The sequence below is a fragment of the Collinsella sp. WCA1-178-WT-3 (M1) genome, assembly GCF_009696325.1.
Lineage (GTDB): Bacteria > Actinomycetota > Coriobacteriia > Coriobacteriales > Coriobacteriaceae > Collinsella.
In genome coordinates, this window is the sequence record NZ_VUME01000001.1 from 137,441 (window position 1) to 163,612 (window position 26,172).

The following is a 26,172-nucleotide window of genomic DNA, read 5'->3' on the forward strand; positions in this document are numbered from 1 at the left end:
GACTCGGTATGCAAACCACGCACATGGCGACCCCGGTACTGGAAGTCGTGCATCTCGAAAAGGTATACGGAGCGCTGGGCAACGTGACCCGCGCGCTCAACGACGTCAGCTTTACCGTCAACCGCGGCGAATTCGTTGGCATCATGGGCGCTTCGGGCTCGGGTAAGTCGACGTTGCTCAACTGCGTGTCGACCATCGATAGTGCCACAAGCGGCGCGATCCGCATCAACGGCCAGGACGTGACGCGCATGAAGCAGGCTAAGCTTTCGCAGTTCCGTCGCGAGGAGCTTGGCTTTATCTTTCAGGACTCCAACCTGCTCGATACGCTCACGGCACGCGAGAACATCGCCCTGCCGCTCACCATCGCCCGCACAAACTCGGCAGAGATCTCGACCCGCGTGCAGGATGTGGCAGCGCGCCTGTCCATCAGTCAGGTGCTCGACAAGTATCCCTACCAGATGTCCGGCGGCCAGCAGCAGCGCGTTGCCGCGGCTCGCGCGCTCGTCACCGACCCCACCATGATCATGGCCGACGAGCCCACCGGCGCCCTCGATTCCAAGAGCGCTCGCCTGCTGCTCGAGAGCCTGGAGGCCCTTAACCGCCGCCTGCGCGCCACCGTGCTCATGGTCACGCACGACAGCTTTGCCGCCAGCTACACGAGCCGTGTGCTGTTTATTCGCGACGGCAAGATCTTCACCGAGCTGCGCCGCGGAGACACCGACCGCCGCGAGTTCTTCGACCGCATTATGGAGGTCGTTGCCATGATGGGCGGTGAGGGCTCCGATGCTCTGTAAACTCGCTTGGGGCAACGTCCGCCGCGCCGGCCGCGACTACCTCGTCTACCTTTTGACGCTCACCCTGGGTGTCACGGTCTTCTATGCCTTTAACACCATCTCGATGCAGGTCGACATCGCCGGAATCGATGAAGAGGGCTTGGCGCAGGTTATGGGCAGCATGCTCGGCTACCTGACGTACTTTTTGGCCGGTGTCATGGCCTTTTTGATGGTGTATGCCAATAACTTCATCATGAAACGCCGCAAGAAGGAGTTTGGCCTGTACCAGGTGCTCGGTATGGGGCGCGGGCGCGTCGCCACGATCATGGCGCTCGAGACCGTGATAGTATCGGTTGTGGCCTTTGTCGCCGGCATTGTGCTGGGTGTGGGACTCTCCCAGCTCATGACGTTCTTTACGGCCTCGCTCTTTAAGACACAGATCGCCAATTTCCACTTCTTTTTCTCGGTGCATGCGTTCAACCTGACCCTTGCCTGCATGCTCGTAATGTTTGTGCTCACGCTACTGCTGAACCTTCGCGCCGTGCGTCGTACCAAACTCATCGAGCTTATGGGTGCCGAGCGTCGCAACGAGAGCATCAAGACACGCAACCCCTGGATCGCGATTGCCATCTTTGCCGTGGGCGTGGTGCTTGTGGGCGTGGCCTATTACCGTCTGCTACGTGATGGGTTCCCGCTAACCGCGACGGACAGCAAGCTGCAAGAGGCCATGAACCAGTTTGGCATTACGACCGCTATGGTTACCGTGGGCACCTTTGCCCTGTTCTGGGGACTCTCGGGCATGCTTATCAAGCTGCTGCAGAGCCTGCGCGGCGTGTATTGGCGCGGCCTCAACATGTTTATCGTGCGCCAGCTTGCGGCCAAGGTCAACACGGTGTGCTTTTCGATGGGCGTCATCGCGATGCTCCTGTTTTTGGCCATCACCTCGGTGACGTGCGGTATGTCGATTGCCAATGTGATGAATGAGAATCTGGAGCGCTATACGCCGGCCGATATGTCGCAGACGTATGTCTATTACACGACCGATACGCTCGACTACTACAAGGAGTACGTCAATCCGTCTGAGGCCGATCGCATGGTGCTGGCCGATACAACGGTCGATTTGTACCCCGCATGGCACGGTAAGGACAAGTCGGCGGACAACAACGACGAGACCGGCAAGAAGGTCAATATCGCCGATGTTGCCGGTGAGCATGTGCAGATCGATTCGTATCTAAGTTACCCGTTTGGCGGTTCGAGCCCTTCGGTGTCTGCGGGTGAGATGTGCAAGACCATGGGCGAAAAGCTTCCCAAGGCGTTCGGGGGTAGCAAGGCCGATGCGATGGGTCTGTTTGTGACGCCGGCGAGCCAGTACAACAAGCTGCGTCAGATGATGGGCGAGGAGCCGGTGAGCATTGGCCGCGACCAGTACTTGCTTACGTGTGATATGGGCGGTGAGCTGGTCGACCTGTACACCAAGTATATGGCCGGCGGCCATGCCCTTACCTTGGGCGGGCATACGCTCAAGCCCGCAACCGATAAGTCGGACGAGGACACGGCGGCCATCGCCAACTCGGCGATGGGCAGTAATCCGGGTACCGTCGTCGTTGCCGACGAGCTGTTGTCCCAACTCAATCTGCAGCCGTATTCCAGTAGCCTGCTCGTTAACTACAAACAGGGGATGGATACGACCGAGGCAGACGAGAGCATTGAATACACTGTGCTCGACAATCTGCTCGTTGACGGCAAGGAGCCGGGATCGTGGGGAATCTTCATCACACGCTCCGAGATGTACGCGCAAGCAGCGCAAATGAACGGCATGATTAGCTACCTAGCCATCTACATCGGCTTTGTATTGGTCGTTGCATGCGCGGCGATTCTGTCGATCCAGCAACTCTCCAACGTGGCCGACGGCAGCCGCAGCTATCGTGTGCTGGCACAGATCGGCTGCGACGACCGCCAGATTCGCCATTCGGTGATGGCGCAGCAGGCGGTATTCTTCCTGTTCCCGCTGGCAGTGGGTCTGGCGCACTCCTTTGTGGCACTTAAGGTGATTATCGAGCTGGTGAGCATATTCGGAAATATGAGCATCGGCGGCACTGTGGGCCTCACCTGCGCGATCTTCCTGGCAGCATACGGTGGCTACTTCCTGGTGACCTACCTCATGAGCACCGGAATGGTGCGAGCTGCCATAGCCACCCGCTACAGCGAGTAACTCATCCAGTTTGGAATCATTGTAGGTTGAGCATAAGTCAGCGAAAGCGCCCCTAAGCGAGTAAGGTGACGTGAAAGAGGAGGGAAGCGTACTTTTGTACGCGACCGACGACTGAACGTCAGATTGCTCGCTCAGGGGCGCTTGCAGCGTCGAGCCGTTATGCGGTTTGGTAAAACCGCATAACCCTTCCTTCGCGGCGGTTATTTGCCTATCTGGTGCGTCTCGGATGCAAGTGAGTAGACTTATTTAGATATGCCGAGCACATCGCGATAAATGTTCAATAAAATTGCAGGTCAGAGCCGCGGCGTTTTGGGCTGTGCTCGACCTCCTGCAAAAAGTCTACTCACTTGGTCTTACTGCTAGAAGACCGCCGCAAGGGAAAGCAGCTCTCTTGCGGCGGCTGGCGTTTGCCCAGATAAAACCTACCAAAATAAACCTGTCCCTTTTTGGCAGGTTAACGCTTCCAAAAGTGGAGGATGAGCGTGGTGCGGTTTTGCTGCTCGGTTTTGACCAGGATGTTGTGGATGTGGGTCTTGACGGTGCCAACGGCAAGGAATAGCTCGTCAGCAATCTCTTGGTTCGACTTGCCCAGCACAACCAGACGCAAAACCTCGGCCTCGCGGTTGGAGAGCCTGTAGGCGTTGCGATAGAAGGGCATTTGCTCTTCGATGTGTCGATCAAGATCGTTGACGTTCTTTTCCTCGGGCGCCTTCTCCATGCGAATTGAAAGCACGTGGTATGAGTAGATGATCAGCAGAATCGCAAAGTAGCACGCAAAGACGTTCTCGCTAAAGTTGCGCTCGGATAGATAAAGCTGCAGCCAAGAGGGTGCCAGACTCATGGGGATGACAAGGATGTTGTAGAAATCTTCGGCAACGATGCAACCGACCAGAATAGCGCCGATAATCAGGTGCTTTCGCTGGTTGTTAACGCGTGCCTTCAGCTCAACCTCCGTACTTTTATGAGCCGTCCAAAAGATATACAGTCCCACAAAGAGAAGAAATACCTGACGCATCGTGTAGTAGAGCCACTGACGCATGGGGCCGGAGGGGACAGCGACGATAGTCAGCGACTCTAACAGCAAAAATGTTAAGACGGGGATAGCGAACTGCTTTTTTGAATGCTTATCGAGCAAGTCCATGGCAATCAGCCAAATAAAAGCCTGTGAAATGGTCGCCACAAGGGTCCGAAACGCAGGCATGGTAATTGCGTAATAGTCGCTGGCCGGAAAAGTCTCGTTTTGCAACGTGTATTCAAAAAAGAAGATCTCGGTCATCTCGATGGCGTAGCAAATAAAGACGCCGCTGCCATAGATAAAGAAGCGTCGATGGGACGAGGCGTAGGCGGCAAGCGAAAGCACTGCCGTCACAATACAGATTACGAGTATCGCTAAGGTATAGAAGAACATGAGCGTGTCCATTTGTCACCGTCCTGTCTCATTTGAACTCTTATGGAGCCCGCTATATCCCACGGGTATACTTGTCTCAGCCGGTCGTTCCATTGCGGATTAGACGCCTGACATAGCATAGCCGTATACCGTTCGCGGTTCCAGACGGTAAACCCCCTGCAAGCCCGCTGCCTGCGGGTTTAAATTGGTTTATAGAGGGTGTAACTCCGTGAACGGTCTTTAATCCCGAATAAACTAGGTAAAAATTGCACGCGGGTGAATGATGGTCTTGTCAACACGAGGTGTGAAGTACGAGCGCCTCACAGTAAATAAGTCGGCAAGACCGGCGGAAAGGAAATCGATATGGCACTGCCTAAGGATTTCATCGACACCAACGACTTTACCAAAGAGCAGATCCTGGCTATCGAGGATCTTGGCCTGGCAATGAAGAAGGCCATCAAGGTTGACGGTTATTATCCTCACCTGCTCCGCAACCAGAGCCTTGGCATGATCTTCCAGCAGGTCTCCACCCGCACCCGTCTTTCCTTCGAGACCGCTATGACCGACCTCGGCGGACATGCTCAGTTCTATGGCCCTGGCACCATCCAGCTCGGCGGTCACGAGTCCCTGGGCGACACCGCTCGCGTTATGGGCTCGCTGCTCGACATCATGATGGCTCGCGTTGACCGTCACAAGGACGTCGTCGGCCTCGCCGAGGGCTCCGCTGTGCCCGTCATCAACGGCATGTCCGAGTTCAACCATCCCACGCAGGAGATGGGCGACCTCATGACCATGCTCGAGAACCTCCCCGAGGGCAAGAAGATCGAGGACTGCACCCTGGCCTTCATCGGCGATGCCACCCAGGTCTGCGTCTCCCTCATGTTCATCGCCTCCAAGGTCGGCATGAAGTTTGTCCAGTTTGGACCTAAGGGCCACCAGATCCCCGACGGCGGCCTGCACGTTGGCACCGCCGAGGAGCGCGCCGAGTTCGGCAAGCAGATGATGGCCATCGCCGAGGAGAACTGCAAGGTCTCCGGCGGCTCTGTTGTCATCTCTGACGACATCGAGTGCATCAAGGGCGCCGACTTCATCTACACCGACGTGTGGTATGGCCTGTACGACGAGGAGGTCTCGGGCGAGAACTACATGGACGTGTTCTATCCCAAGTATCAGGTCACCATGGACATGATGAACTTCGCCGGCCCCAACTCCAAGTTCATGCACTGCCTGCCGGCCACCCGTGGCGAGGAAGTCGTCGACGAGGTCATGGACGATCCCGAGCGCTCCCTGTGCTGGGTCGAGGCCGAGAACCGCAAGCACTCCATCCGTGCTCTCCTTGCCGCCCTGGGCAAGCGCACTCCGCTCAACGACGAGGGTGTCGAGTACTCCGCCAAGGCTGAGCTCCACGCCGCTCTCGAGGCTCTCGAGCAGCTCTAAGCCTCAAGGCTTCTAAAAGCACGTTTGCGGGCGGTGGATGCTCGTCTCCTGTCGCCCGCTCACCGAGGCCCAAGCTATTCTTAATAACTTAGGGCCTCGAATCTGTCCAAGACTGAGCAAAGGATTAAATATGAGTGACGGAAAGAAAAAGCTTTCCTTCCTGACGGTCATTTCGACCATCATCTGCGTCGTCTTCGTTTGCGAGGCCGCCGCTCCTGCTGCTGCCATTGGCAACCAGCAGTTCTTCTGGTGGATCTTCCTGATCCTGACCTTCCTGCTCCCTTACGGCATGGTCGTCGCCGAGCTCGGCACCACCTATGACGGCGAGGGCGGCATTTACGACTGGGTACGCGATGGCCTGGGCGACAAGTGGGGCGCCCGCATTTCGTACTACTACTGGGTCAACTACCCGCTGTGGATCGCCTCGCTGGCGACCATGTTCCCCGACATCCTGGGCATGGTCTTTGGCGTCGAGTTCAACCTGATCGCCAAGATGGGCATCGAGCTTGCCTTCGTGTGGATCGTCTACCTCATGGGCCGCTCCAAGGCGGCCGACTCCGAGTGGGTCCTCAACGGTGGCGCCCTGATCAAGGTCGCCGTAGCCGTTATCGTCGGCGCCCTGGGCATCTGGTATGCCATGGAGAACGGTTTCGCGAACGACATGTCCGCCGCCACCTTCCTGCCCGAGCTCACCAACACCAACGCCCTGGGCTACCTGTCCATCATCATCTTTAACTTCATGGGCTTCGAGGTTATCTGCACCATGACCGACGACATGGCCGATCCCGCTCGCGATATCCCCAAGGCTATCGTCGTCGGTGGCGTGGCTATTGCCGTCATCTACCTGTTCGCTGGCTTCGGCATCGGCGCCGCCATCCCGGCCGACTCCATCGACCCCGACTACGGCATGATCTTCGCAGTCCAGACCATGGTGGGCGATTCCGTGCTCTTCAAGGTCATCTGCATCGCCTTCCTGATCACCCTGTTCGCCAACATGGCCGCCTGGTCCTTCGGCGTCAACTCCGTCGCCCGCTACGCCGCCGAGCACGGCAACATGCCCAAGGTCTTCGCCTCGATGGTCTCCGAGGACGACATGCCCAACGGCGCCAACCTGGTCAACGCCGTCGTCGCCTCCCTGGTCCTCTGCCTGCAGCTCGTTCCCGTCGACGCCATCTCCGACGGTGTCTTCTGGATGCTCTTCGGCACCTCCGTCGTCTTCCTGCTGCTCACCTACATCCCGATGTTCCCGGCGTTCCTCAACCTCCGCAAGAACGACCCCAACCGCGAGCGCATCTTCACGTTCCCGTTCAAGGGCGCGATGATGAAGGTCATGCTGGCCATCCCCTGCATCGAGCTGATCCTGGCCATCGTCGCGACGCTGGTGCCGTTCTCCGCCGCCGAGATCGGCGAGAAGGTCCCGATGATCATCATCTTCATCGTGCTCATGCTCATCGGCGAGGTCGTCCGCGTCGTCAGCGCCAAGGGCCGCGAGACCGAGTACAAGGGCCTCACCCCCGAGCTGGCCGCCCAGCGCCTCGCCGAGGAGGCCGAGGAGAACTAGGGCACCCGGCCCCGGGCACCCCGGCCTCTCCGGAGGCGTGCCCGGGCGACAGGTTCGCCAACCATTCCCCGGGGCGGGTGCAGGCGATAGCTCCGGCAGCCGCCGACCGCCCCGACCCCTCTCCCGTATCCCTCGTGCGTCCTGTCTCCGCGCACCTGGCTACGTCGTCGCCCGCCGGTGCGACCCCGTGAAAACCGGCGCCGGGCGCCCCGACCTCTGCCGGGGGACGGGCGCCCGCCATCTCTTGGTCCTAGGCCGCGGGCAGCCCGCCCGCGGCAGACGATCGTTCGGTTTGGAGGAAATCTTATGCGTACGATCACCGAGTCCGAGTCCACCCCGAGGGCCGACGGCTTCTTCATGCCCGCCGAGTTCGCCCCCCAGGACCGCGTGTGGATAGGCTGGCCCCACCGCACCGACACCTGGGCCCACGGCGCCAAGCCCGCCCAGAAGCAGTATGCCGCCATCGCCCGCGCCATCTCCGAGTTCACCCCGGTCTACATGTGCGCCAACCAGGTCGACTACGCCAACTGCAAGGCCGTCTTCGAGAACGACGAGAACGTCACCGTCGTCGAGATGACCACCGACGACGCCTGGTTCCGCGACACCGGCGCCACCTACGTCATCAACGGCAAGGGCGATAAGCGCGCCAACCACTGGCACTTCAACGGCTACGGCGGCCTCATCGACGGCCTCTACTTCCCGTGGGACAAGGACGAGCAGATCGCCCTCAAGATGGCCGAGCTCTCCGGCTGCCGCCGCTACCGCCCCGACGACATGATCCTCGAGGGCGGCTCCATCACCGTCGACGGCGAGGGCACCCTCGTCGTCACCGACCAGTGCCTCCTGTCCCCCGGCCGCACCTGCTCCGCGGTGCTCGAGGAGGAGGAGGACCCCGAGTCCCTCTGGCCCAAGTACCGCAAGAAGTTCGAGCCCTGGAGCGAGGAGCTTCGCGAGTACATGACCGAGCACCTCAAGGACTACCTCGGCGTCGAGAAGGTCATCTGGGTCAAGGAGGGCATCGACCCCGAGGAGACCAACGGCCACATCGACGACGTCGCCACCTTCATCGCCCCGGGCGTCATGGTCTGCATCTGGACCGACGACCCCGAGTACCCGTTCTACGAGCAGTGCCACGCCGCCTACGAGACCCTCTCCAACGCGGTTGACGCCAAGGGCCGCAAGCTGAAGGTCTACAAGCTCTGCATGCCCGTGAAGCCGCTGTACATGGACCAGGCCTCCTGCGACACCATCGACGCCGACGAGAACGCCGAGCCGCGCGTCCCCGACGAGCCGCTGATCGCCTCCTACATGAACTACCTCGTGACCAACCACGGCGTCATCGTCCCGCAGTACGGCGACGAGAACGACCAGCTGGCCGTCGACACGCTCCAGGAGATCTACGACGAGGTCTGGGGCGAGGGCGTCTACAAGTGCGTGGGCGTCAAGTCCGACCAGGTCGTCTACGGCGGCGGCAACATCCACTGCATCACGCAGCAGGAGCCGTCCGCCTAATAGCCTGGCTTGCCGGGGCGCGGCGCCCCTCTTTCACGGGAATCCGCCGCACCCCGGAGGCCCGCCGGCCAGGCGAACGGGGCCGGCGAACGGGGCCGCCTGGCCGGCCGGCCGGGCTTTCCTGGGCACTCCGTTGCCTCCACACCGGAGTGCCCTTCCCCTTCGATTGAATACCCGCCTGGCCTGGGACCTATCGCGGGTTAGGCCTATTGTTCGCTTGGATATCCCAGGTCAGACGCGTATCCAATTGCCGAAAGTTCCCGGTCGTATGCGCGGCCGTCTTGATCGGAGTATCTATGTACCAGCGTATCGTCATCTACACGCGCCTGTTCCGCGAGCGTTGGTCCAACAATTGCATCCCTTCTTCTCCTTGGGATGGCACCTGCACCGGTGACGCGGCCTGTAACCCTACCTTGGGCTGCGCCTTCGGTGCAGATGCCATCTTTTTTGCTGTAGGGGGAGCGTGCCATGGCAGGTAAAAAGTTCTCCCTGTTCGAGGTCATCCTCTCGGTTATATGCGTCGTATTTACCATCGAGGCGGCTGCTCCGGCATCTGCCATGGGTAACGTGCAGTTCTTCTGGTGGATCTTCCTCATCATTACGTTTTTGCTTCCCTATGGCCTGGTGGTGGCCGAGCTCGGTACGGCGTTCGATTCCGAGGGCGGCCTGTACGATTGGGTTCGTCTGGGCTTGGGCGACCGTTGGGGTGCCTACTGCTCCTGGTGCTACTGGGTCAACTTTCCACTGTGGGTTGCAAGTATCGCCTGTATGTTCCCCAGTGTCATCAATTCGGTATGGGGCATCGAATTTTCGCTTGGGGCCCGAATTGCCATCGAGCTTGCCTTTGTGTGGGGCGTCACGGTCATGGCGATGCACCCGGTGGCCGAGGCCGATTGGGTCATGGACGGCGGTGCCGTCATCAAGGTGCTCATTACCGCCGTGGTGGGGATCGTCGGCATCTGGTTTGCCTGTAATAACGGCTTTGCCAACGACATGTCGTTTAAGACCTTCATTCCAGATTTGGGCGACACCAATTCGTTGACGTACCTATCGATCATCCTGTTCAACTTTATGGGTTTCGAAGTGGTCGCGACCTTTGCCAGCACGATGAAAAACCCGTCGCGTGATATCCCCAAGGCGGTTATCGCCGGTGGCGTCGCCATTGCGGCAATCTACATTATCTGCGGCATCGGCATTGGAGCCGCGGTTCCCACCGAGCGGCTTTCGCTCGATTCGGGCATTGTGGACGCGGTCGCCGCCATGTTGGGGCGCAGCCATCCGCTGACGATGGTCGTGGGCGCGGCCTTTTTGGTGACGCTGTTCGCCAACATGATCTGCTGGAGCTTTGGCGTCAACAACGTGGCGAGCTATGCCGCGCGTCACGGCAATATGCCGCGTCCCTTTGCGCTGGTGTCCAAGAAGACCGGCATGCCCAATGGCTCGGCACTCATTAACGGTTGTTTTGCCAGCCTGGTACTACTGCTTCAGATTCCGCTGGGCGAGGGCTCCGACGTCTTTTGGGTTTTCTTCTCGATGAACGTCGTCTTCCTGCTTATGAGCTATATTCCGATGTTCCCGGCGTTTTGGCGCCTGCGCAAATACGACGATCGCCCGCGTGTGTTCCGCGCGCCCTTCGAGGGCAAGGTGCTCGCGGTGGCACTTGCGATTCCCGTAGTGGAGCTTGTGCTTTCGATTGTCGCCACCATTGTGCCGCTCAACAGCTCACCCGCCGAGATGACAAAGTTGCCGATTCTCGTGGGCGTGGTAATCGGCGTGTTGTTGGGCGAGGTCTCGCGCCTCATATCGCGCCGCGGCCGCAGCCTCGATAATCCCGGCGTTGGTGCAAGGGGGACAGGTTTCTTTGCACCAAAACAGTAACGCCGCGAGCTGCGCGGCGTTTGCTGCATCTTGGATTACCGCTCGCGGTGCTCGGGGTCAAAAGCGAGTTTAGGCGCAAAGTAGGGGACGTGTCCCAGGTAAGGGCAGCAGTCCGTACGTTCGTCGACAAGACAGGGGACATCGTCGTAGGTGAGTGAGTCGCTCAGGCGGACGATGGCCTTGGCGGCAGGAGCGACGAGCATCTTGAGCGGTGCGATAGGCGCCATGGCATCTCCTTTTCTTCATGCGACCCGTGTTCTGGCGCGAATGTATACGTCGCCAGTCTAGCATTCCGTCGCGGAGAGTTCAAAACCAACACAAATTCGACGGCTATTACTGCGCTGTCTCCAACGTCTCAATCTGTAACGTCTAACTTAATAAATCGCCTCTACTTGTTACAGATTGAGATATACCGCCGGAGCGGGCCGTTTTCCTTCTGAACCACCACATAAGTGCCTGTTCCTTCCGTAGAGGTTTGGGTGTCGTATCGGCGTTCACCCAGATAAAACCTACCAAAATCACCCCGTCTACTCTTTGAGCCAGAGCCGGCACTAATTCAAATGGCGAAATCAAAGGGCGTTCTCCGTATGGAGGGGCGCCTTTTTTATCGCAGGATGTTTTGCGCGGCCGTCATAAGACCCAGTCGGTTGCTGACGCCGAGCTTGCGATAGATGGCGTTGACGTGCTTCTTTACGGTCGACTCGCTTATGAATAGCTCGTTTGCCATCTGTTTGTTCGTTTTGCCGTCGAGCATGAGCCGCATGACTTCGGCTTCACGCGGTTGGATATTATGTTCTGTAATGAAAGCATTCAGCTGGTTTGTGTCTTCGGTCTGGGTGAGTTTAATGCCCCGAGGATAGAGGTTGGCGAGCGCGAGGCTCGCGTGCCGAGCGATTTCGAGCAGGATTGCGAGCTCGGTGTCGGTGAAGTCTCCGGCCGTGCGTTCGCGAAACAGGGCGATGCTTCCTAGCGGGCTGTCGTTGTGCGCGAGCGTGGCCGTACAGCCAAAGTAGACACCCTGCGGTTCCATCCATTTGCGATAGATGGGCGTGGCATTGCGTCGTTCGACGTCGACGAGGTCGAGGTCGCGGTAAACGCCGACCTTATGTAGGTCAAAGCTCCATGTTGTATAGTCCATCGCGGCGTAGCGGTTGTAGTAGTCGCTCAGTGCGCGGTCGTCCATTCCGCTGCTTGCGGGGTGGACGTAGCGCGGGGCATCACTGCCCGCCGCCTCGATCAGGTCGAACATGGCGATCCGATGGGGCACGAGCCCTGTCGTTCCCTCGAGGGTCTCCTTTTGCAGCTTATCAATACCGTGTGATGCGTGGATTGCAAGCGCGAGCTCGTTGAGAGCAGTCCAGGTCGTACTGTCCAACTCAATAGTCTGCTGTTTATTGCATGGGGGCATAGGGCGTCCTTTCCATTGTGGAACCCAGTATGTCATGTTCTCGGCCTGAATAGAACTTTAGGTCAGCGAATGGTATACCGTCGGTCGCTGAAAGGGGCTCGAGGGACCATTGAGAACATCTCGGTGCGGCCGCATCATGGTCTCGTCAAGCAAAAGCACCGAGATTTAGGAGCTTGAAATGAAGACAATCTACGAGAGTGAATCCACGCCTAAGAAGGACGGGTTCTATATGCCCGGTGAGTATGAGGAGCAGGAGCGCACCTGGATTCTATGGCCGCACCGCTCCGACGTGTGGCGTTGCGGCGCCAAGCCGGCGCAGAAGGTCTTCACCGAGATCATCAAGACCGTTGCACGCTTTCAGCCCATCACTGTGGGCGTCAACACCGAAGACTTCCCCGCGGTGTGTGAGATCTTCGACGGCGTTGAGAACGTGCGCGTTATCCACATGGAGTACAACGACAGCTGGATTCGTGATCCCGGCCCGGCATTCCTCGTTAATGACAATGGTGAGGTGGCCCTTTCGCACTTCCACTTTAATGCTTACGGCGGTTTCATTGACGGCCTGTATTTCCCGTGGGACAAGGACGCTTCCATTGGCCTGCAGGTGGCACAGCTTGAGCAGGTTAACCGTTATCGTCCCGAGGATTACATCCTCGAGGGCGGCTCGTTCAACTGTGATGGTCAAGGCACCGTCGTGACCACCGAGATGTGTCTGCTCAACGAGGATCGCAACCCGCAGTACACCAAGGAGCAGATTGAGGAGAAGCTCTCTGAGTATCTCGGTATCGAGAAGGTTATCTGGATCAAGGACGGAATCGATCCGTACGAAACGAACGGCCATGTGGACGACGTCGCATGCTTTAGTGCGCCCGGCGAAGTCTGCTGCATGTGGACCGACGATCCCAACCACAAGTTCTACAAGGAGTGCCAGGAGGCGTACAAGACGCTCTCCGAGGCCACGGATGCCAAGGGTCGCAAGCTCAAGATCCACAAGGTGATCATGCCTGCGACATCGGTATATATGACCGAAGAAGAGGCCAGCACGATCGATCCCGTCGAGGGCGTGCTGCCGCGTACTCCCGAGGACGCTTTCGAACCGAGCTATCTCAATTTCCTGCCCATCAACGGTGCGGTGCTTGTACCGCAGTTCGGCGATCCCAATGACGCCCAGGCGCTCAAGGATATCCAAGCTGCTTATCCGGACCGCGAAGTCATCGGTATCATGACCCGTGAAGTTATCTACGGCGGCGGCAACATCCACTGCATCACCCAGCAGCAGCCTAAGGCGCGCTGTAAATAGCAGTTCCATGGTGAACAGCGCTTGATTGTCCGCACGCGAAAGTCCGCCGACTTCAATGGTCGGCGGACTTTTTGTGTGGTGGTTTCAGCTGAACGGCGGGCCGTGCGGCTTGGATGTGCGGGCTAATCCTGCGTGTCGCCTCCGTACATGTAAACGATAAAGCCGTCGCCGGTGTCCTGGCTGTGATCTTCTAGGATGCGCTTCATGTTGAGGTGCTCGTAGAACTGCCAGTCGGCGTTGCAGTCGCTCATCAGGAAGAACTTGGTGCAGCCTGCCTTGGCGAGCTCAGCGCGCGTAAGGTCGATGAGCTCGCGGCCGAGTCCCTTGCCCTGCCACTCGGGCGCAATGATGATCAGGTTGAGCTGGCCCTGGGCATACTCGTTGCCCGTGGCGGCAAAGCGGTCGGCCGTGGCCTTTTCACGACTGTCGCCAAAGAGCGAGCCCTCGAGCTTGGCATCGGCGGTCTTTGCCATCTCGGTTGCCTGGATAAACAGCTCGTCGTAACAGGGCTCCCAGGTGGGATTGGTACGCGGCTTGCCGTCCTCGAAGATGCCGATGCAGCAGGCGGCGATAATGCGGCCCTCGGCCTCGGCGACGAGTACGATGGGGGAACGCTGCAGCTGCATGGCGATGTTAAAGCGTGCGCAGAAATCGGCGGCTTCGACGTCGCCGCGGTTGCGCAGCGTGTTGCACCACAGCTGGTTGTAGATGGCGGCGATGCCGGTCAGGTCATCAAGTGTGGCGGCGCGCAGGGCTACGTTCTCAAGGCTCATGGAGACTCCTTCCAAGTTGGGTCAGGCCATCTATGAGTTTGACATGGACGCAGGACGGCCGCATCGACCATTCGGCAGACGAGCCTCGATTCCTCGGGGACGGAGGGTTCCAAGAGAGAATGAGAGTGGATTATCGGACGCCCGCTCGACGAGAGTGGATAATCTCCCACTTTTAGCGCTGATATAGGCCAAAAACGGGAGATTATCCACTCTCATTCTGGGTAGTCGTTGGGGACGTTCTTAAACGACTAGTCAAACAAGAACGTCCCCAACGACTACCATCGCCGAGACCATGGCCGGCCTCTCCGGCACCCGCATCACTGGCTAGTTTCGCCCATACGCTGGGGTGGGGGATATGCGTCTTCCATCCTTCCTTTCTTTGGCTGGATTTTGCGCTGAAGACAGCGATCTGCATGTCTTTGGCGTAAAGTTTATCCTTAGCACATATCAATAAGCGAAAGGCCCGGTAGTGAGTACGTTCAACTTCTTCTACGGAATCACATTCGTCTTGGTTTGCATGGTGGCGGTGTGCGTATCGGTATGCGCATACCTCGTCTCACATCGAACAAGCTACTTGACGGTCTCGGCCTTCTTTTTCTTCGACATGCTCGAAAGCGCCCTCGTATTCCTCGATGAGTATCAGGGCAGTAAGATGATGGCAGATATCCTCAGCAGCCAATTTCCCATGACTCACCCCATAACGAAACTCGTCCTATCGATTGGAATCATGGCGAGCATGTGGGCATTTGCATTGGCGATCGCAAACAAGACGAGCCGGCTTCACATGCTCGTGCCCTGCATCGTCTTTTCTGCTTTCGAGGCCATGTCGCTTGTTTTGCAGCCCGATTCAATCAAACAACTCGCATTTTATGCGTTGCGCTCCTTGTTCATGTTCGTGGCGTTTGGCATGATTTTCGTCTGCTACCGCAAAAGCAAGCCGTTGGCGCGAAAGAGCTTCTATGCACGCTACGGCAGGTTTCTTATTGTGATGGCTGTGTTGACGGTGTTTGTTCTGATCGAGGATGTACGCGTTCTCGGGCTGAATATCGGGCGGATCGAAGTCATTGATTACCTGTATTTTGCCTACGGCAGAAACATCCCAGAGAACATCATGAGCGTGGTGGCCGCGATGTATACCGTTCGTGCGGCGTCGCGGATCTTGTCGTTGCGCTTTTCTGCTCCGCCCACAACGTCTGGCACCTCTGCCAAGCAGATTGCGGAGGTCCGCTTCTCGGCATTCTGCGACCAGCACGATATCTCCGCGCGTGAACGCGAAGTGCTCGACCTTCTGCTCGATGGCCAGGATAACCGCGCCATAGCGAATGAATTGTTTATCTCTGTCGGCACGGTCAAATCGCATGTTCACACGATATTCCGTAAATGCGGTGTCTCATCGCGGTCCGAGCTTCTTCAGAGCTTTTGGGCAGGTTAAAGGCAGGGTTATAGGGGATATAAGCCTCCGCTTACGGCAATAACCCCGTTTGTGCAGACAAGTTTATACCCGGGGGTGCTATTCAGGTGATAGCAAGCGTCGCGAAAGCGCGGCGATGTCAACAGAAAGGTGGGTTATATGAAGACCTCTATTCCCCCCGTATCCCGTAGAAGCTTTCTCGGCCTGAGCACGTTGGGCGCCGCGGCTGTTGCGGTGGGTGCCGCCGGTTGCGCCAACAATTCTTCAAATGCCGGAAGCACCGGCAGCGCGAGTTCCGACAAGGCATCCATCGTCTTTCGTAACGGCACGATTCAGACGATGGTCAAAGAGGGCGACACCGCGGCCGCCCTGGCTGTCTCGGGCAACAAGATCGTATATGTAGGCGAAGACTCCGGTGTTGACGAGTACATCGATGACAACACGCGCGTCATCGATCTTGATGGCGGTATGGTGATCCCCGGCTTTATGGACGGGCATATCCACGCTCCGGGCAACTGGGTGACCGCGCTGTACGAAATCGATCTTACCAAGGCTACCACGATCGATGAGTATAAGAAGGCGGTCAGTGATTTTGTAACCAAGCATCCCGATGATGAGGCTTACGTTGGCGGCTCGTTCATGATCAACGCCTTCGAGCAAGAGGATGGCACCAATCCCGGCCCCAACAAGTCCATCCTCGATGAGATCTGCTCCGATAAGCCCATCATGCTGACCGATGTTTCCTATCATTCGGTGTGGGTCAACAGCCGTGCGCTCGAGCTTGCGGGCATCGATAACGATACCCCCAATCCCACGGGCGGCATCATCACCCGCGATGCAAACGGCGAGGCGACTGGCTACTTGATCGATTCTGCTGCAGGTATGGTGAGGGAGGTTGTCTCCGTCGAGCATACGGACAAGGAGCTTGAGAACGCTATCGACAAGTACCAGCAGGTGGCTACGAAATACGGCATCACCGGCATTACCAACATAAGCGTCGTGGGAGATTCTACGGCAGAGGATTGCCAGTTCTATACTGACCTTGAGAAAGATGGCAAGCTTAACCTGCGCATGCGAGTACTTCCTACCATTAGGCCCGGCATTACGGCTGAAGAGGCCATTAAAACCGTGAAGGACCTCAAGAAGTTCGATAGCAACATGATCTCTACCGGTACGGTTAAGATCTACTCCGATGGCGTTACCGAGGGCGGCAGCGCCGTGATGCTCGAGCCATATACCTCCGCCGCCGGTAAGGGCGATAACTGGCACGGCGAGTCCGTCTGGGATCAGCAGGAGTTCAGCGACATGGTGGCCGCTCTCGACAAAGAGGGTGTTCAGATTCATGTTCACGCGATCGGAGATGGCGCCGTCCACAATACACTCGATGCCTACGAGCGCTGCGTCAAGGAGAACGGTGAGCGCGATGATCGCCGCAACACCATGACGCATGTGTGTGCAATCACCGACGAGGACATTCAGCGCGTCGTCGATCTCGACATTGTGTGCGCGTTGCAGTTCCTGTGGATGTATCACGATCCTTTGTGCGACCTCGAGATCGCCTTTGTGGGCGAGGATCGCGCCATGAAGTTCTACCCCGTCAAGAATATGCTCGAGGCCGGCTGCTTTATCTCCGGTGCGAGCGATGGCCCGGTCACCGGCTATGCGCCGCTCGAGGAGATCGAGGTGGCCGTTACGCGCAACAGCCCGTATCCCGAGGAGGAGGACACCGATATGTACCGTTGGCCCGAGCAGGCCATCACGGCATATCAGGCGCTCGAGGCATACACCAAAAACGTTGCCTTCGAGAACTACATGGAGGATAAAATCGGTACGCTCGAGGTGGGCAAGCTCGCCGACATCACGGTGCTCGACCAAGACATTCTTCATTGCGATCCCAAGAAGATCTCCGATACCAAGATTCTGTTCACTGTCTCCGATGGCCGTATCGTATACGAGGGATAATCGGTCGATCGAGGTAAAGAGCGGACGATCTGCTCGGTAGAACGCTAGGCGCCAGCCGTCGTCGCGATTTAGTGCAGGCCGCCGCGGATGCGTGAGCGTCCGCGGCGGCGCTTTTTTGCGGTGGTCATGGGGGACGTTCTTAAACGACTAGTCAAACAAGAACGTCCCCAACGACTACCCCAAGGAATGTCCCAGACTGCCGGCAGAAAAGGAACGTCCCTAACTGTCGCGTTCGGAGCAAGACGGCGCCGCAGGTAGAGGACGGACAGCGAGCGGGCCGCATTTGAGACAAGGTGACGTGAAACGAAAGGGCGCTGACCTTCTGGTCGCGCCCTTGAAGTTGAGCGTCAGATTGTCCAAATGCGGCCCGCGCAGCGTCGAGTAGTTACGCGGTTTGGTAAAACCGCGTAACTAAACCCGCTCTGCGATCTCGTGGATGAGGTAGTCGGTCTTTTCCCAGCCCAGGCACGGGTCGGTGATGGACTTGCCAAAGACGCCGCCGTCGACAGACTGGTTGCCGTCCTCCAGGTAGGATTCGATCATAAAGCCCTTGACCAGCTTGGAGATGGACTCGTTGCGGCGGCAGCTGTCGAGCACCTCCTTGCAGATGCGGTGCTGCTCCAGCGGGCGCTTGCCCGAGTTGTCGTGGTTGCAGTCGATGATCGCCGCCGGGTTGGCGTAGCCGGCATGCTCGGTATAGCGCTCAGCCAGACGCTCCAGATGCTCGTAGTGGTAATTGGGGTAGGTACGACCGTCGAGACCAATGTAGCCACGCATGACGGCGTGCGCGAGCGGATTGCCGTCGCACTCGACCTCCCAGTTGCGGAAGATGAAGCTTTGATGTGCCTGGGCGGCGTAGATGGAGTTGAGCATAACGGTGGTGGAACCGGCGGTGGGGTTCTTCATGCCCACAGGCACCGAAATGCCGCTCGACACCAGACGATGCTCCTGGTTCTCGACCGAGCGCGCGCCCACGGCGACGTAGCTCAGCAGGTCGACGAGGTACTGGTAGTTGGACGGGTAGAGCATCTCATCGGCGGTAAAGAAACCGGTCTCCTCGATGACGCGCAGGTGCATATGGCGGATGGCCTTGACGCCCTCGAGCAGGTCGTCGGGAGCCTCGGGGTCGGGGTTGTGCAGCAGGCCCTTGTAGCCAGTGCCCTTGGTGCGCGGCTTGTTGGTATAGACGCGCGGAATGATGATGAGTTTGTCCTTGACCTCTTCGGCGACCTTGGCCAGTCGGCTCATGTACTCAAGCACCGAGTCCTCGCGGTCGGCAGAGCACGGGCCGATGATGAGCACCTTGCGCGCGTCCTCGCCGGTAAAGACCTTGGCGACCTCGGCGTCGAATGCCTGTTTTTTGGCGGTAAGATCGGCGGAAAGCGGCATTTCCTCGCGGATTTCCATGGGGATCGGCAACCTGCGCTTGAATTCCATGGCCATACGGGGCCTCCTCAATCAAATAAGACAAAGTGTGCATTGTCGAATGCTCGGCATTATCCGCTGTCGCACGCTAAAGTGCAAGCCCTCGTCACCCCAAAACCTGCCAAAAAGGGACAGGTTTATTTTGGCAGGTTTTATCTGGTCAAACGTCAACTGACCCTGGAATGGAATGATGCCACGTGGCTTGGAAGAGGTCGTCAATTTGGTCCCAGGGGAGGCGGTTTGAGGGTCGCAGAACGAAAACGGGGGCGCAGGTTGTCCTGCGCCCCCGTTCTCGGGTGTTATTCGTTCCCTGCGGCAGAATTTACGCCGCTTCGTCGAACTGCGAGTTGTACAGGTCGGCGTAGAAGCCGCCTTGGGCGAGCAGCTCGTCGTGCGTGCCCTTCTCGACGATGTCGCCGTCGCGAATTACCAAGATCACGTCGGCGTTGCGGATCGTGGACAGGCGGTGTGCGATAACAAAGCTGGTACGGCCCTGCATCAGCGCATCCGTGGCGCGCTGAATAAGCTCCTCGGTGCGGGTATCGACGTTGGATGTCGCCTCGTCCAAAATCAGCGCCGGGCGGTCGGCCAAAATGGCGCGGGCAATGGTCACGAGTTGGCGTTGGCCCTGCGAAAGGTTGGTGCCTTCCTCGTTGATCATAAAGTTGTAACCGCCGGCGAGCGTATGGATAAAGTGGTCGCAGCGTGCAGCGCGTGCAGCGGCCTCGACCTCGGCATCGCTTGCATCGGGGCGTCCGTAGCGGATGTTCTCGCGGATGGTGCCGTTAAAGAGCCACGTATCCTGCAGCACCATGGCAAACTCGCCGCGCAGTGCCGCGCGGTCCCAATCGCGTACGTCGACGCCATCGACGCGCAGCGAGCCGCCGTCCACATCGTAGAAGCGCTGTAGCAGCTTAATGAGCGTGGTCTTGCCGGCGCCGGTGGGACCGACGATGGCGATGGTCTGGCCGGGCTGTGCCTCGCAGCTAAAGTCGTGGATGATGGTCTTGTCGGGCGTGTAGCCAAACTTGACGTGGTCAAACTCCACATGGCCAGGGCGCTTTTCGGGAATCTGCGCGTCGGCCTTCTGCTCCTCCTCGGGCGCGGCCAGGAACTCAAAGACGCGCTCGGTGGCAGCGGCCATAGACTGCATCGTGTTGCTCACGTTGCCCAGCTGCTGCACGGGTTGCGTAAAGTTGCGAACGTACTGGATAAAGCTCTGGATGTCGCCGGGCGTGGCATTGCCGGTCAGCGCGAGCTGTGCGCCCACCACGACGACGCCCACGTAGCCCATGTTGCCCACCAAGCTCATAAGCGGCATCATCAGGCCCGACAGGAACTGCGAGCGCCAGCCACTAATAAAGAGGCGGTCGTTTTGACGGTCGAACTCTTCGATTGAGGCCTCGGCGCGGTCGAACACCTGAATGACGTTCTGGCCGGCAAAGTCCTCCTCGATAATGCCGTTGACGGTGCCCAGGACCTGCTGCTGCTCGCGGAAGTACGGCTGCGAGAAATGAATCATCACGGTCAGGATAATCGCGGCGGCCGGCAGTGTGAGCACGGTGACGCCGGTAAGCGGCAGGCTGATCGACAGCATCATGACGAGCACGCCGATAATCTGCGTCACCGACGTGATGAGCTGCGTCACGCTCTGGTTGAGCGACTGACCCAGCGTATCGACGTCGTTGGTGATGCGGCTGAGCACATCGCCCTTGCTGTGTCCGTTAAAGTAGCTCATCGGCACGACAGCGATCTTGGCGGCGATCTCCTTGCGCATGCGGTAGCAAATCTTTTGCGTGACGCCGGTCATGAGCCAGCCCTGGATGAGGCTGCAAACAGAGCTTGCCAGATACAGGCAGAGCAAAAAGCCGAGCGTCTTGGCGATCCAGGCAAAGTCGACATCGCCGGTACCGTTGACCTTGGCGACCAGGCCTTCGAACAGCTTGGTCGTAACCTGGCCGAGCACCTTGGGTCCCACAATGTTAAAGACGACCGAGCACACGGCAAAGGCGACGGCGGCAAGCACGGCAACCTTGTGTTGACCGATATAGCCGAGCAACTGCCGCATGGCGCCCTTAAAGTCCTTGGCCTTCTCGCCGCGGCCCATGCCACCCATGCGGCCCATGGGACCGCGCTGGCGGGTGGGCTTGGGAATCTGAGTCTTGGTCTCGTCTGCCATTAGTGCTCGCCTCCCTCCATAACGGCTGCAATTTCTTCTTGAGTGAGCCCCAGCTCCTCGGCGGAAAGCTGCGACTGTGCGATCTCCAGGTACGCCGGGCAGCTGTGCAGCAGCTCCTCGTGCGTACCAGTGCCCACCACGTGACCGTCGTCGAGCACGATGATCTGGTCGGCGTGCATGATGGTCGCGATGCGCTGGGCTACGACAACGAGTGCGGCGTCGGTAACGTTTTTGGCAAGCTCTTCGCGCAGGCGCGCGTCGGTCTTGTAGTCGAGGGCGCTAAACGAGTCATCGAACACCAGGACCTCGGGCTTTTTTGCCAACGCGCGGGCGATGGCCAGACGCTGGCGCTGACCGCCCGAGACATTGGAGCCGCCCTGGCTGATGGGGGAGTCGTAGCCGCCCTCGCGCTCGGCGATAAAGTCCTCGGCTTGGGCGATGCGCGCGGCCTCGCGCATGTTCTCGTCGCTTACCATGTCGCCGGCAAACTTAAGGTTGCTCTCCACGGTGCCCGAGAACAGACGCCCCTGCTGAGGGATGTAACCAATGCGGCGGCGAAGCTCGGAAAGGGTCATATCGCGCACGTCGATGCCGTCGAGCGAAATGCTGCCGCCCGTGACGTCGTATAAGCGCGGAATCAGCTGTACGAGCGTGGACTTGCCCGAGCCCGTGGAACCAATGATGCCGAGCATCTGACCGGCATGCGTGGTGAAGTTCACGCCGCTAATGACGTCGGCGCGGGCATCGGGATACTGGAAGCTCACGTCGCGGAAGGTGAGCTCACCGCGCGGTGCGCTGGCGGCGGGCAGTTTGGGCGAGGCGGGGTCGTTGATGCTCGTGGGGCAGGTGATGACCTCTTCCACGCGCTCGGCTGCGACCTCGGCGCGGGGCAGGATGACCGAAACCATGGTGAGGATCATAAACGCCATGACGATCTGCATGGTGTAGGAGATAAACGCCATCATGTTGCCGACCTGCATCACGCCATCGGACACGCCCTGCGCGCCAAACCAGACGATAAGCACGGTGATGCAGTTCATGACGAGCATCATGAGCGGCATCATAAAGCTCATGGCACGATTGGTGTAGAGCTGCGTGGTCATTAGGTCGAGCGAAGCCTTGTCAAAACGCTCGAGCTCATGCTCCTCGCGGTTGAACGAGCGGATGGGCATAAGGCCGTCGAGCAGCTCGCGGGCGGTGAGGTTCACGCGGTCCACATAGCTCTGCATCTTTTTGAACTTGGGCATGGTGAGGCCCATAAGCACGCCGACGACGGCCGAGACCGCGATGATGGCTACGGCGATGGTCCACTCCAGGCCGGTGTGGTTGGCCAGGACGCGCATGACGGCGACGATGCCCATGACGGGGGCCATCAGGCACATGCGGATAAACAGGGTTGCGGCCATCTGAATCTGCTGAATGTCGTTGGTGCAGCGGGTGATGAGCGAGGCCTGGCTAAACTTGCCCACCTCGGCCGGCGAGAAGTGCATAACCTTGTTGAAGGTCTCGCGGCGCAGGTCGCGTGCGATGGAACAGGCGGTGCGCGAGGCCACGGCGCCGGTCAGGATGGTGGCGATGAGCGAGATCAGGCACAGACCAAACATCGTGGTTGCCATGCAGCCCAGATAGGCGTTCTGCACGTCGGCGGGGTCGATGCCCTGCGCCTTGTATTCGTCTTGTACATAGCTCACGGCGCGTTGGGTCACGATGGAACCCGACATGGAGCCCATTTTGTCCGCCATATCGTTGGCACCCTCGACGAGCTTGCCCTGGTCGATTAGGCCGCCTTCAACGCCTAGGCGCAGGCTCTTCATGGTGATCTTACCGCCGTCGGTATCAATCTGCTTTTGCATGTTCTGCGCTGCCGCGGCCTTCTGCTGCATCTCGGCGAGCTGCTCGGGCGTCATTGCCGCCATCTGCTCGGGGGTGGGCATGGCCTGGGCGGCGTTGTTGTTTTTCTCGCTGGACGAACCCATCATGTCATCCATGGAGTTGGCGTCAATGCCCTGGTTGAACGAAAGGACGACGGTCTCGGGCAGGCTCACGATGTCGGCAATCTTGCCGCCGTCGGCGCGCTCCTCCTCGGTGCCCTTGTACGTTCGAATGCCATTATTATCTGCCTTGCTAAACACGGCCTCCACAGCTTTGGCGTCCTTATCGCTCATAAAGAGTTCGAGGTCGTCGAGCGATTCGGTGCGAATGGTGTCAGGTACGGGCGAGGCGATACCGCCTTGCTGCACGCCCACGTCGACGATGTCGCTCATATACGTAGGCAGCGCCAGATCGGCGTTGCAGCTGATTACGATAAGTACGATAGCTGCGAACAGTGCCAGGACATGTTTTTTAAAGAGCTTGAGAATCCTCACTCGGCATCTCTCCTTTCTTGATTGCGGTCGATAATTTCGTTGGCACGCCTAAGAAGGCGCACCATCTCTTGGGTATCTGTTTCGCCGAGCTGCTCAAGGAAGGCCGCGGTGCGGTCCTCGAATTCCCGATGCTTGATTTCGAGATCATGGAATCCCTTGTCGGTCACCGTGACGTGTACGCGACGACGGTCGGTCTTTGAGTGCTCGCGTTCGACCCAGCCTTTGGCTTCGAGAGCACGCAGGATATTGGCGATGCGGGCGCTCGAGACCCAGGCACGATCGGCGAGTTCGCTTGGCGTGAGCGAACCGCCAGCGAGCATGAGGGCGCGCATGACGGCCATCTCACCACTGAGGGCTTTGTCCGCAAAGCGCGAAATGCGCTGATGCATGCTGCCGAACTCGGTAAGGAGTTGACGCCCAAGTTCACGGAAATCGGTATCTTTCACCGAAAACCCCTAACACTAGAAACTATTTTTGGTAGAAGATGATACCCCCATATGCGGGCCTCATGCAGTGGGCAATATTAAGAGCGCATAAAGACCTAAAATAATTCAATTGCTGAAGCGTTTCAAAGAACTATTATGCCCGCGGTTAGGCGAGGGGTTGTCACCACCATGACGACTGGGACTCATTTATCGCCATGTGCGATGCTCCAACTTCCCGCAAGGAGACACCTGAATCAAGGGGGTTGGAGTCATGGCATTTGACTTCACGGGTAAAACCGCGATCGTTACCGGTGGCACTCAGGGCATTGGCCTCGAGATTGCCAAGGGTATCGTTGCGGGCGGCGGACACGTCGCGCTCATCGCAAGGAACGCTGCTAAGGGCGAGGCGGCTGTGGCCGAGCTTGGCGAGGGCAACAAGTTCTATCAGCTCGATGTCGCCGATGCGCCCAAGGCGCGCGAGACCGTCGAGCAGATTTTTACGGACCTGCCGCAAACCAACATCCTGATCAACTGCGCCGGTGTCATCAGCACCAAGAAGTTTGACGAGATCGACGACACCGAGTGGCGTCGCACCATCGACATCAACCTCAACGGCACCTTTACCATGATGAATGCCGTGTACCCGCACTTTAAGGCGGCACATGCCGGCACTATCGTCAACGTGAGCTCCGTTGCTGGCAAGATCGGCGGCGGCCTGCTCGGCACCGCGGCCTACGCGAGCTCCAAGGCCGGTGTCAACGGCCTTACCAAGGCGGTCGCCAAGGAGGGCGGTAAGTTCGGCGTCCGCTGCAACGCTGTGTGCCCGTCGCTCACGCTTACCGACATGACGTCGATCCTTTCTGACGAGAACTCTCAGCGCATCATCAACGGTATTCCTCTGGGTCGCGCCGCCCAGGCCAGCGAGCCTGCGCAGATGGTGCTGTTCTTCGCTTCCGACCTCGCCAGCTTCGTGAACGGCGAGATCGGTGACTGCGACGGCGGCATCGTCCTGGACGGGTAATACCCCGCGGTAATCGTTTGGCGGCGACCCTGGCGACTCGGGGTTGTCGCCTTCTTTCTGACATAGGCGCGTGCGGCTACGATTCGCATGCATCCAAAGGAGATATATATGAGTGAATCGACTGCGGTGGAGGCGCCGGCTGCAAAGGAGCCGTTCTTTAAGATGTCCTCCATCCCGGGCGCCAATATTTTGGTGCCGCTTTTGCTGGGCTGCTTGCTCAACACGCTATTCCCCGACCTGTTCAAAACGCTCGGCAGCTTTACGCTTGGCATGACCCAGCAGGGTGCAAGCCCGCTCGTGGGCGCTTTTTTGCTCATCGTCGGTACGACGATTTCGTTTAAAAGTGCTCCTGCCGCCGCTGCACGCGGCGCCATCATCATCGCTGTCAAGCAGATCGTGGTCGTTGCCGTGTCGCTGCTCATCCTTTATGTATTCAACGACAACCTGTTTGGCATCTCTGCCATGGTGATGCTGGCGGCTTGCACCGGCGCCAACAACGCTATGTACGCTGGTCTGATGGGCACCATGGGCAACGAGGCCGAACGTGGCGCCGTCGCCATCACCACACTCGTTGTCGGCCCTCCGGTCACAATGATCGTGCTCGGCGCTGCTGGCCAGGCTCCGATCGGCTGGTCGCTCGTGGGCGCCATCCTGCCGATCGTCGTCGGCATTATTCTGGGTAACCTCTTCCCGAGCTTTAAGAAGATGATGGCTCCGGCACTTTCCGCCATCATCGTGCTCGTCTTCTTTGCCATGGGCTCGACCATGACCTTTGGCCAGCTCATCAACGGCGGTCTTCCCGGCATCCTGCTCGGCGTGATCTGCTCGGTGGTCTTTGCAATTCCCGTCATCGCGGTCGATAAGTTCACGGGCGGTACGGGTGTCGCAGGTGCGGCCATTTCGAGCTGCGCCGGAGCCAATGTTGCCACGCCTGCCGCCATGGCAAGCGTCAACGAGGCCATGTACGGTGGTGCCGTGCTTGCGACGGCTACGGCGCAGGTTGCAGCGTGCGCCATCGTGACGGCCATTTTGACCCCGCTGGTCACCAGCTGGTGCTTCAAGCATTTTGAGGGCCAGGGTCACGGCGACAGCAAAAAGGCCGCGGCCGACAAGGTCACCGCAGCCGCCTAATGCCAAGCGGC

The 26,172-nt window shown here is 58.8% G+C and carries 19 protein-coding genes; 11 read left to right on the plus strand and 8 right to left on the minus strand.

The genetic code is table 11. The features are described 5' to 3' along the window. The first annotated feature begins 8 nt into the window (after positions 1 to 8). The gene (locus FYJ40_RS00640) at positions 9 to 794 is read left to right on the plus strand and encodes an ABC transporter ATP-binding protein (protein ID WP_154514962.1); all 786 of its coding nucleotides are present in this window, start codon (positions 9 to 11) and stop codon (positions 792 to 794) included. Beyond that, positions 784 to 2,985, plus strand: coding sequence for an ABC transporter permease (locus tag FYJ40_RS00645; protein ID WP_154514960.1), 2,202 nt, complete (start codon positions 784 to 786; stop codon positions 2,983 to 2,985). Before FYJ40_RS00640 ends, FYJ40_RS00645 begins: the two co-directional genes overlap by 11 nt. Positions 2,986 to 3,439: 454 nt before the next feature. Here FYJ40_RS00645 and FYJ40_RS00650 read toward each other — a convergent pair whose 3' ends face one another. Next, positions 3,440 to 4,405 (minus strand): response regulator transcription factor, encoded by a 966-nt coding sequence (locus FYJ40_RS00650; RefSeq protein WP_154514958.1) that lies wholly within the window; start codon positions 4,403 to 4,405, stop codon positions 3,440 to 3,442. Positions 4,406 to 4,735: 330 nt separating this feature from the next. Here FYJ40_RS00650 and ptcA point away from each other — a divergent pair, with 330 nt between their 5' ends. From ptcA to FYJ40_RS00670, 4 genes are all read left to right on the plus strand, one after another. Then, positions 4,736 to 5,809 (plus strand): putrescine carbamoyltransferase, encoded by a 1,074-nt coding sequence (gene ptcA / locus FYJ40_RS00655; protein ID WP_154514956.1) that lies wholly within the window; start codon positions 4,736 to 4,738, stop codon positions 5,807 to 5,809. 130 nt (positions 5,810 to 5,939) lie between these two features. After that, complete coding sequence (locus FYJ40_RS00660) at positions 5,940 to 7,370, plus strand: APC family permease (protein WP_154514954.1); 1,431 nt, start codon at positions 5,940 to 5,942, stop codon at positions 7,368 to 7,370. Between the two features lie 306 nt (positions 7,371 to 7,676). Then, positions 7,677 to 8,882: an agmatine deiminase family protein gene (locus tag FYJ40_RS00665; RefSeq protein WP_154514952.1), complete on the plus strand. Its 1,206-nt coding sequence runs from the start codon at positions 7,677 to 7,679 to the stop codon at positions 8,880 to 8,882. A 468-nt stretch (positions 8,883 to 9,350) separates the two neighbouring features. Beyond that, a complete protein-coding gene (locus tag FYJ40_RS00670) occupies positions 9,351 to 10,760 on the plus strand; it encodes an APC family permease (protein WP_154514950.1) in 1,410 nt (469 codons plus the stop codon). Between the two features lie 35 nt (positions 10,761 to 10,795). Here the strand turns inward: FYJ40_RS00670 and FYJ40_RS00675 are convergent, their stop codons facing one another. Both FYJ40_RS00675 and FYJ40_RS09100 read right to left on the minus strand, forming a co-directional pair. Next, complete coding sequence (locus FYJ40_RS00675) at positions 10,796 to 10,987, minus strand: hypothetical protein (protein ID WP_154514948.1); 192 nt, start codon at positions 10,985 to 10,987, stop codon at positions 10,796 to 10,798. A 377-nt stretch (positions 10,988 to 11,364) separates the two neighbouring features. After that, on the minus strand, positions 11,365 to 12,168 hold the full coding sequence (locus FYJ40_RS09100; RefSeq protein WP_255483096.1) for a LuxR C-terminal-related transcriptional regulator: 804 nt from the start codon (positions 12,166 to 12,168) through the stop codon (positions 11,365 to 11,367). 178 nt (positions 12,169 to 12,346) lie between these two features. On the opposite strand from FYJ40_RS09100, the gene aguA reads away from it, so the two are divergent. After that, complete coding sequence (gene aguA, locus FYJ40_RS00685) at positions 12,347 to 13,468, plus strand: agmatine deiminase (protein WP_154514946.1); 1,122 nt, start codon at positions 12,347 to 12,349, stop codon at positions 13,466 to 13,468. Positions 13,469 to 13,590: 122 nt separating this feature from the next. Here the strand turns inward: aguA and FYJ40_RS00690 are convergent, their stop codons facing one another. After that, positions 13,591 to 14,241 carry a GNAT family N-acetyltransferase gene (locus FYJ40_RS00690; RefSeq protein ID WP_154514944.1) on the minus strand — a complete coding sequence of 217 codons (651 nt, stop codon included), beginning with the start codon at positions 14,239 to 14,241 and terminating at the stop codon, positions 13,591 to 13,593. A gap of 469 nt (positions 14,242 to 14,710) precedes the next feature. On the opposite strand from FYJ40_RS00690, the gene FYJ40_RS09185 reads away from it, so the two are divergent. Beyond that, complete coding sequence (locus FYJ40_RS09185) at positions 14,711 to 15,673, plus strand: helix-turn-helix transcriptional regulator (RefSeq protein ID WP_154514942.1); 963 nt, start codon at positions 14,711 to 14,713, stop codon at positions 15,671 to 15,673. 138 nt (positions 15,674 to 15,811) lie between these two features. Then, entirely contained in the window at positions 15,812 to 17,614 is a 1,803-nt protein-coding gene (locus FYJ40_RS00700) for an amidohydrolase (RefSeq protein WP_154514940.1), read from the plus strand. A gap of 411 nt (positions 17,615 to 18,025) precedes the next feature. Here the strand turns inward: FYJ40_RS00700 and FYJ40_RS00705 are convergent, their stop codons facing one another. The 4 genes from FYJ40_RS00705 to FYJ40_RS00720 form a co-directional block, all read right to left on the minus strand. After that, positions 18,026 to 19,057 (minus strand): 3-deoxy-7-phosphoheptulonate synthase, encoded by a 1,032-nt coding sequence (locus tag FYJ40_RS00705; protein ID WP_154514938.1) that lies wholly within the window; start codon positions 19,055 to 19,057, stop codon positions 18,026 to 18,028. A gap of 304 nt (positions 19,058 to 19,361) precedes the next feature. Beyond that, on the minus strand, positions 19,362 to 21,218 hold the full coding sequence (locus FYJ40_RS00710) for an ABC transporter ATP-binding protein (protein WP_154514936.1): 1,857 nt from the start codon (positions 21,216 to 21,218) through the stop codon (positions 19,362 to 19,364). After that, positions 21,218 to 23,584 carry an ABC transporter ATP-binding protein gene (locus FYJ40_RS00715; RefSeq protein ID WP_370450543.1) on the minus strand — a complete coding sequence of 789 codons (2,367 nt, stop codon included), beginning with the start codon at positions 23,582 to 23,584 and terminating at the stop codon, positions 21,218 to 21,220. The genes FYJ40_RS00710 and FYJ40_RS00715 overlap by 1 nt, the downstream gene beginning before the upstream one ends. Beyond that, positions 23,581 to 24,030, minus strand: coding sequence for a MarR family transcriptional regulator (locus FYJ40_RS00720; protein ID WP_154514934.1), 450 nt, complete (start codon positions 24,028 to 24,030; stop codon positions 23,581 to 23,583). The genes FYJ40_RS00715 and FYJ40_RS00720 overlap by 4 nt, the downstream gene beginning before the upstream one ends. 250 nt (positions 24,031 to 24,280) lie before the next feature. Between FYJ40_RS00720 and FYJ40_RS00725 the strand changes: the two genes are divergently transcribed. Together FYJ40_RS00725 and FYJ40_RS00730 are read left to right on the plus strand one after the other, a co-directional pair. Beyond that, the gene (locus FYJ40_RS00725; RefSeq protein ID WP_006234857.1) at positions 24,281 to 25,030 is read left to right on the plus strand and encodes an SDR family NAD(P)-dependent oxidoreductase; all 750 of its coding nucleotides are present in this window, start codon (positions 24,281 to 24,283) and stop codon (positions 25,028 to 25,030) included. A gap of 108 nt (positions 25,031 to 25,138) precedes the next feature. Next, the gene (locus tag FYJ40_RS00730; RefSeq protein WP_229770602.1) at positions 25,139 to 26,161 is read left to right on the plus strand and encodes a 2-keto-3-deoxygluconate permease; all 1,023 of its coding nucleotides are present in this window, start codon (positions 25,139 to 25,141) and stop codon (positions 26,159 to 26,161) included. Positions 26,162 to 26,172 lie beyond the last annotated feature (11 nt).

Excerpts from the sequence above, each read along its gene's own strand:
- FYJ40_RS00640 (WP_154514962.1), top strand. The coding sequence starts at position 9 with ATGCAAACCACGCACATGGCGACCCCGGTACTGGAAGTCGTGCATCTC.
- FYJ40_RS00645 (WP_154514960.1), top strand. The coding sequence starts at position 784 with ATGCTCTGTAAACTCGCTTGGGGCAACGTCCGCCGCGCCGGCCGCGAC.
- FYJ40_RS00650 (WP_154514958.1), bottom strand. The coding sequence starts at position 4,405 with ATGGACACGCTCATGTTCTTCTATACCTTAGCGATACTCGTAATCTGT.
- ptcA (WP_154514956.1), top strand. The coding sequence starts at position 4,736 with ATGGCACTGCCTAAGGATTTCATCGACACCAACGACTTTACCAAAGAG.
- FYJ40_RS00660 (WP_154514954.1), top strand. The coding sequence starts at position 5,940 with ATGAGTGACGGAAAGAAAAAGCTTTCCTTCCTGACGGTCATTTCGACC.
- FYJ40_RS00665 (WP_154514952.1), top strand. The coding sequence starts at position 7,677 with ATGCGTACGATCACCGAGTCCGAGTCCACCCCGAGGGCCGACGGCTTC.
- FYJ40_RS00670 (WP_154514950.1), top strand. The coding sequence starts at position 9,351 with ATGGCAGGTAAAAAGTTCTCCCTGTTCGAGGTCATCCTCTCGGTTATA.
- FYJ40_RS00675 (WP_154514948.1), bottom strand. The coding sequence starts at position 10,987 with ATGGCGCCTATCGCACCGCTCAAGATGCTCGTCGCTCCTGCCGCCAAG.
- FYJ40_RS09100 (WP_255483096.1), bottom strand. The coding sequence starts at position 12,168 with ATGCCCCCATGCAATAAACAGCAGACTATTGAGTTGGACAGTACGACC.
- aguA (WP_154514946.1), top strand. The coding sequence starts at position 12,347 with ATGAAGACAATCTACGAGAGTGAATCCACGCCTAAGAAGGACGGGTTC.
- FYJ40_RS00690 (WP_154514944.1), bottom strand. The coding sequence starts at position 14,241 with ATGAGCCTTGAGAACGTAGCCCTGCGCGCCGCCACACTTGATGACCTG.
- FYJ40_RS00700 (WP_154514940.1), top strand. The coding sequence starts at position 15,812 with ATGAAGACCTCTATTCCCCCCGTATCCCGTAGAAGCTTTCTCGGCCTG.
- FYJ40_RS00705 (WP_154514938.1), bottom strand. The coding sequence starts at position 19,057 with ATGGCCATGGAATTCAAGCGCAGGTTGCCGATCCCCATGGAAATCCGC.
- FYJ40_RS00710 (WP_154514936.1), bottom strand. The coding sequence starts at position 21,218 with ATGGCAGACGAGACCAAGACTCAGATTCCCAAGCCCACCCGCCAGCGC.
- FYJ40_RS00725 (WP_006234857.1), top strand. The coding sequence starts at position 24,281 with ATGGCATTTGACTTCACGGGTAAAACCGCGATCGTTACCGGTGGCACT.
- FYJ40_RS00730 (WP_229770602.1), top strand. The coding sequence starts at position 25,139 with ATGAGTGAATCGACTGCGGTGGAGGCGCCGGCTGCAAAGGAGCCGTTC.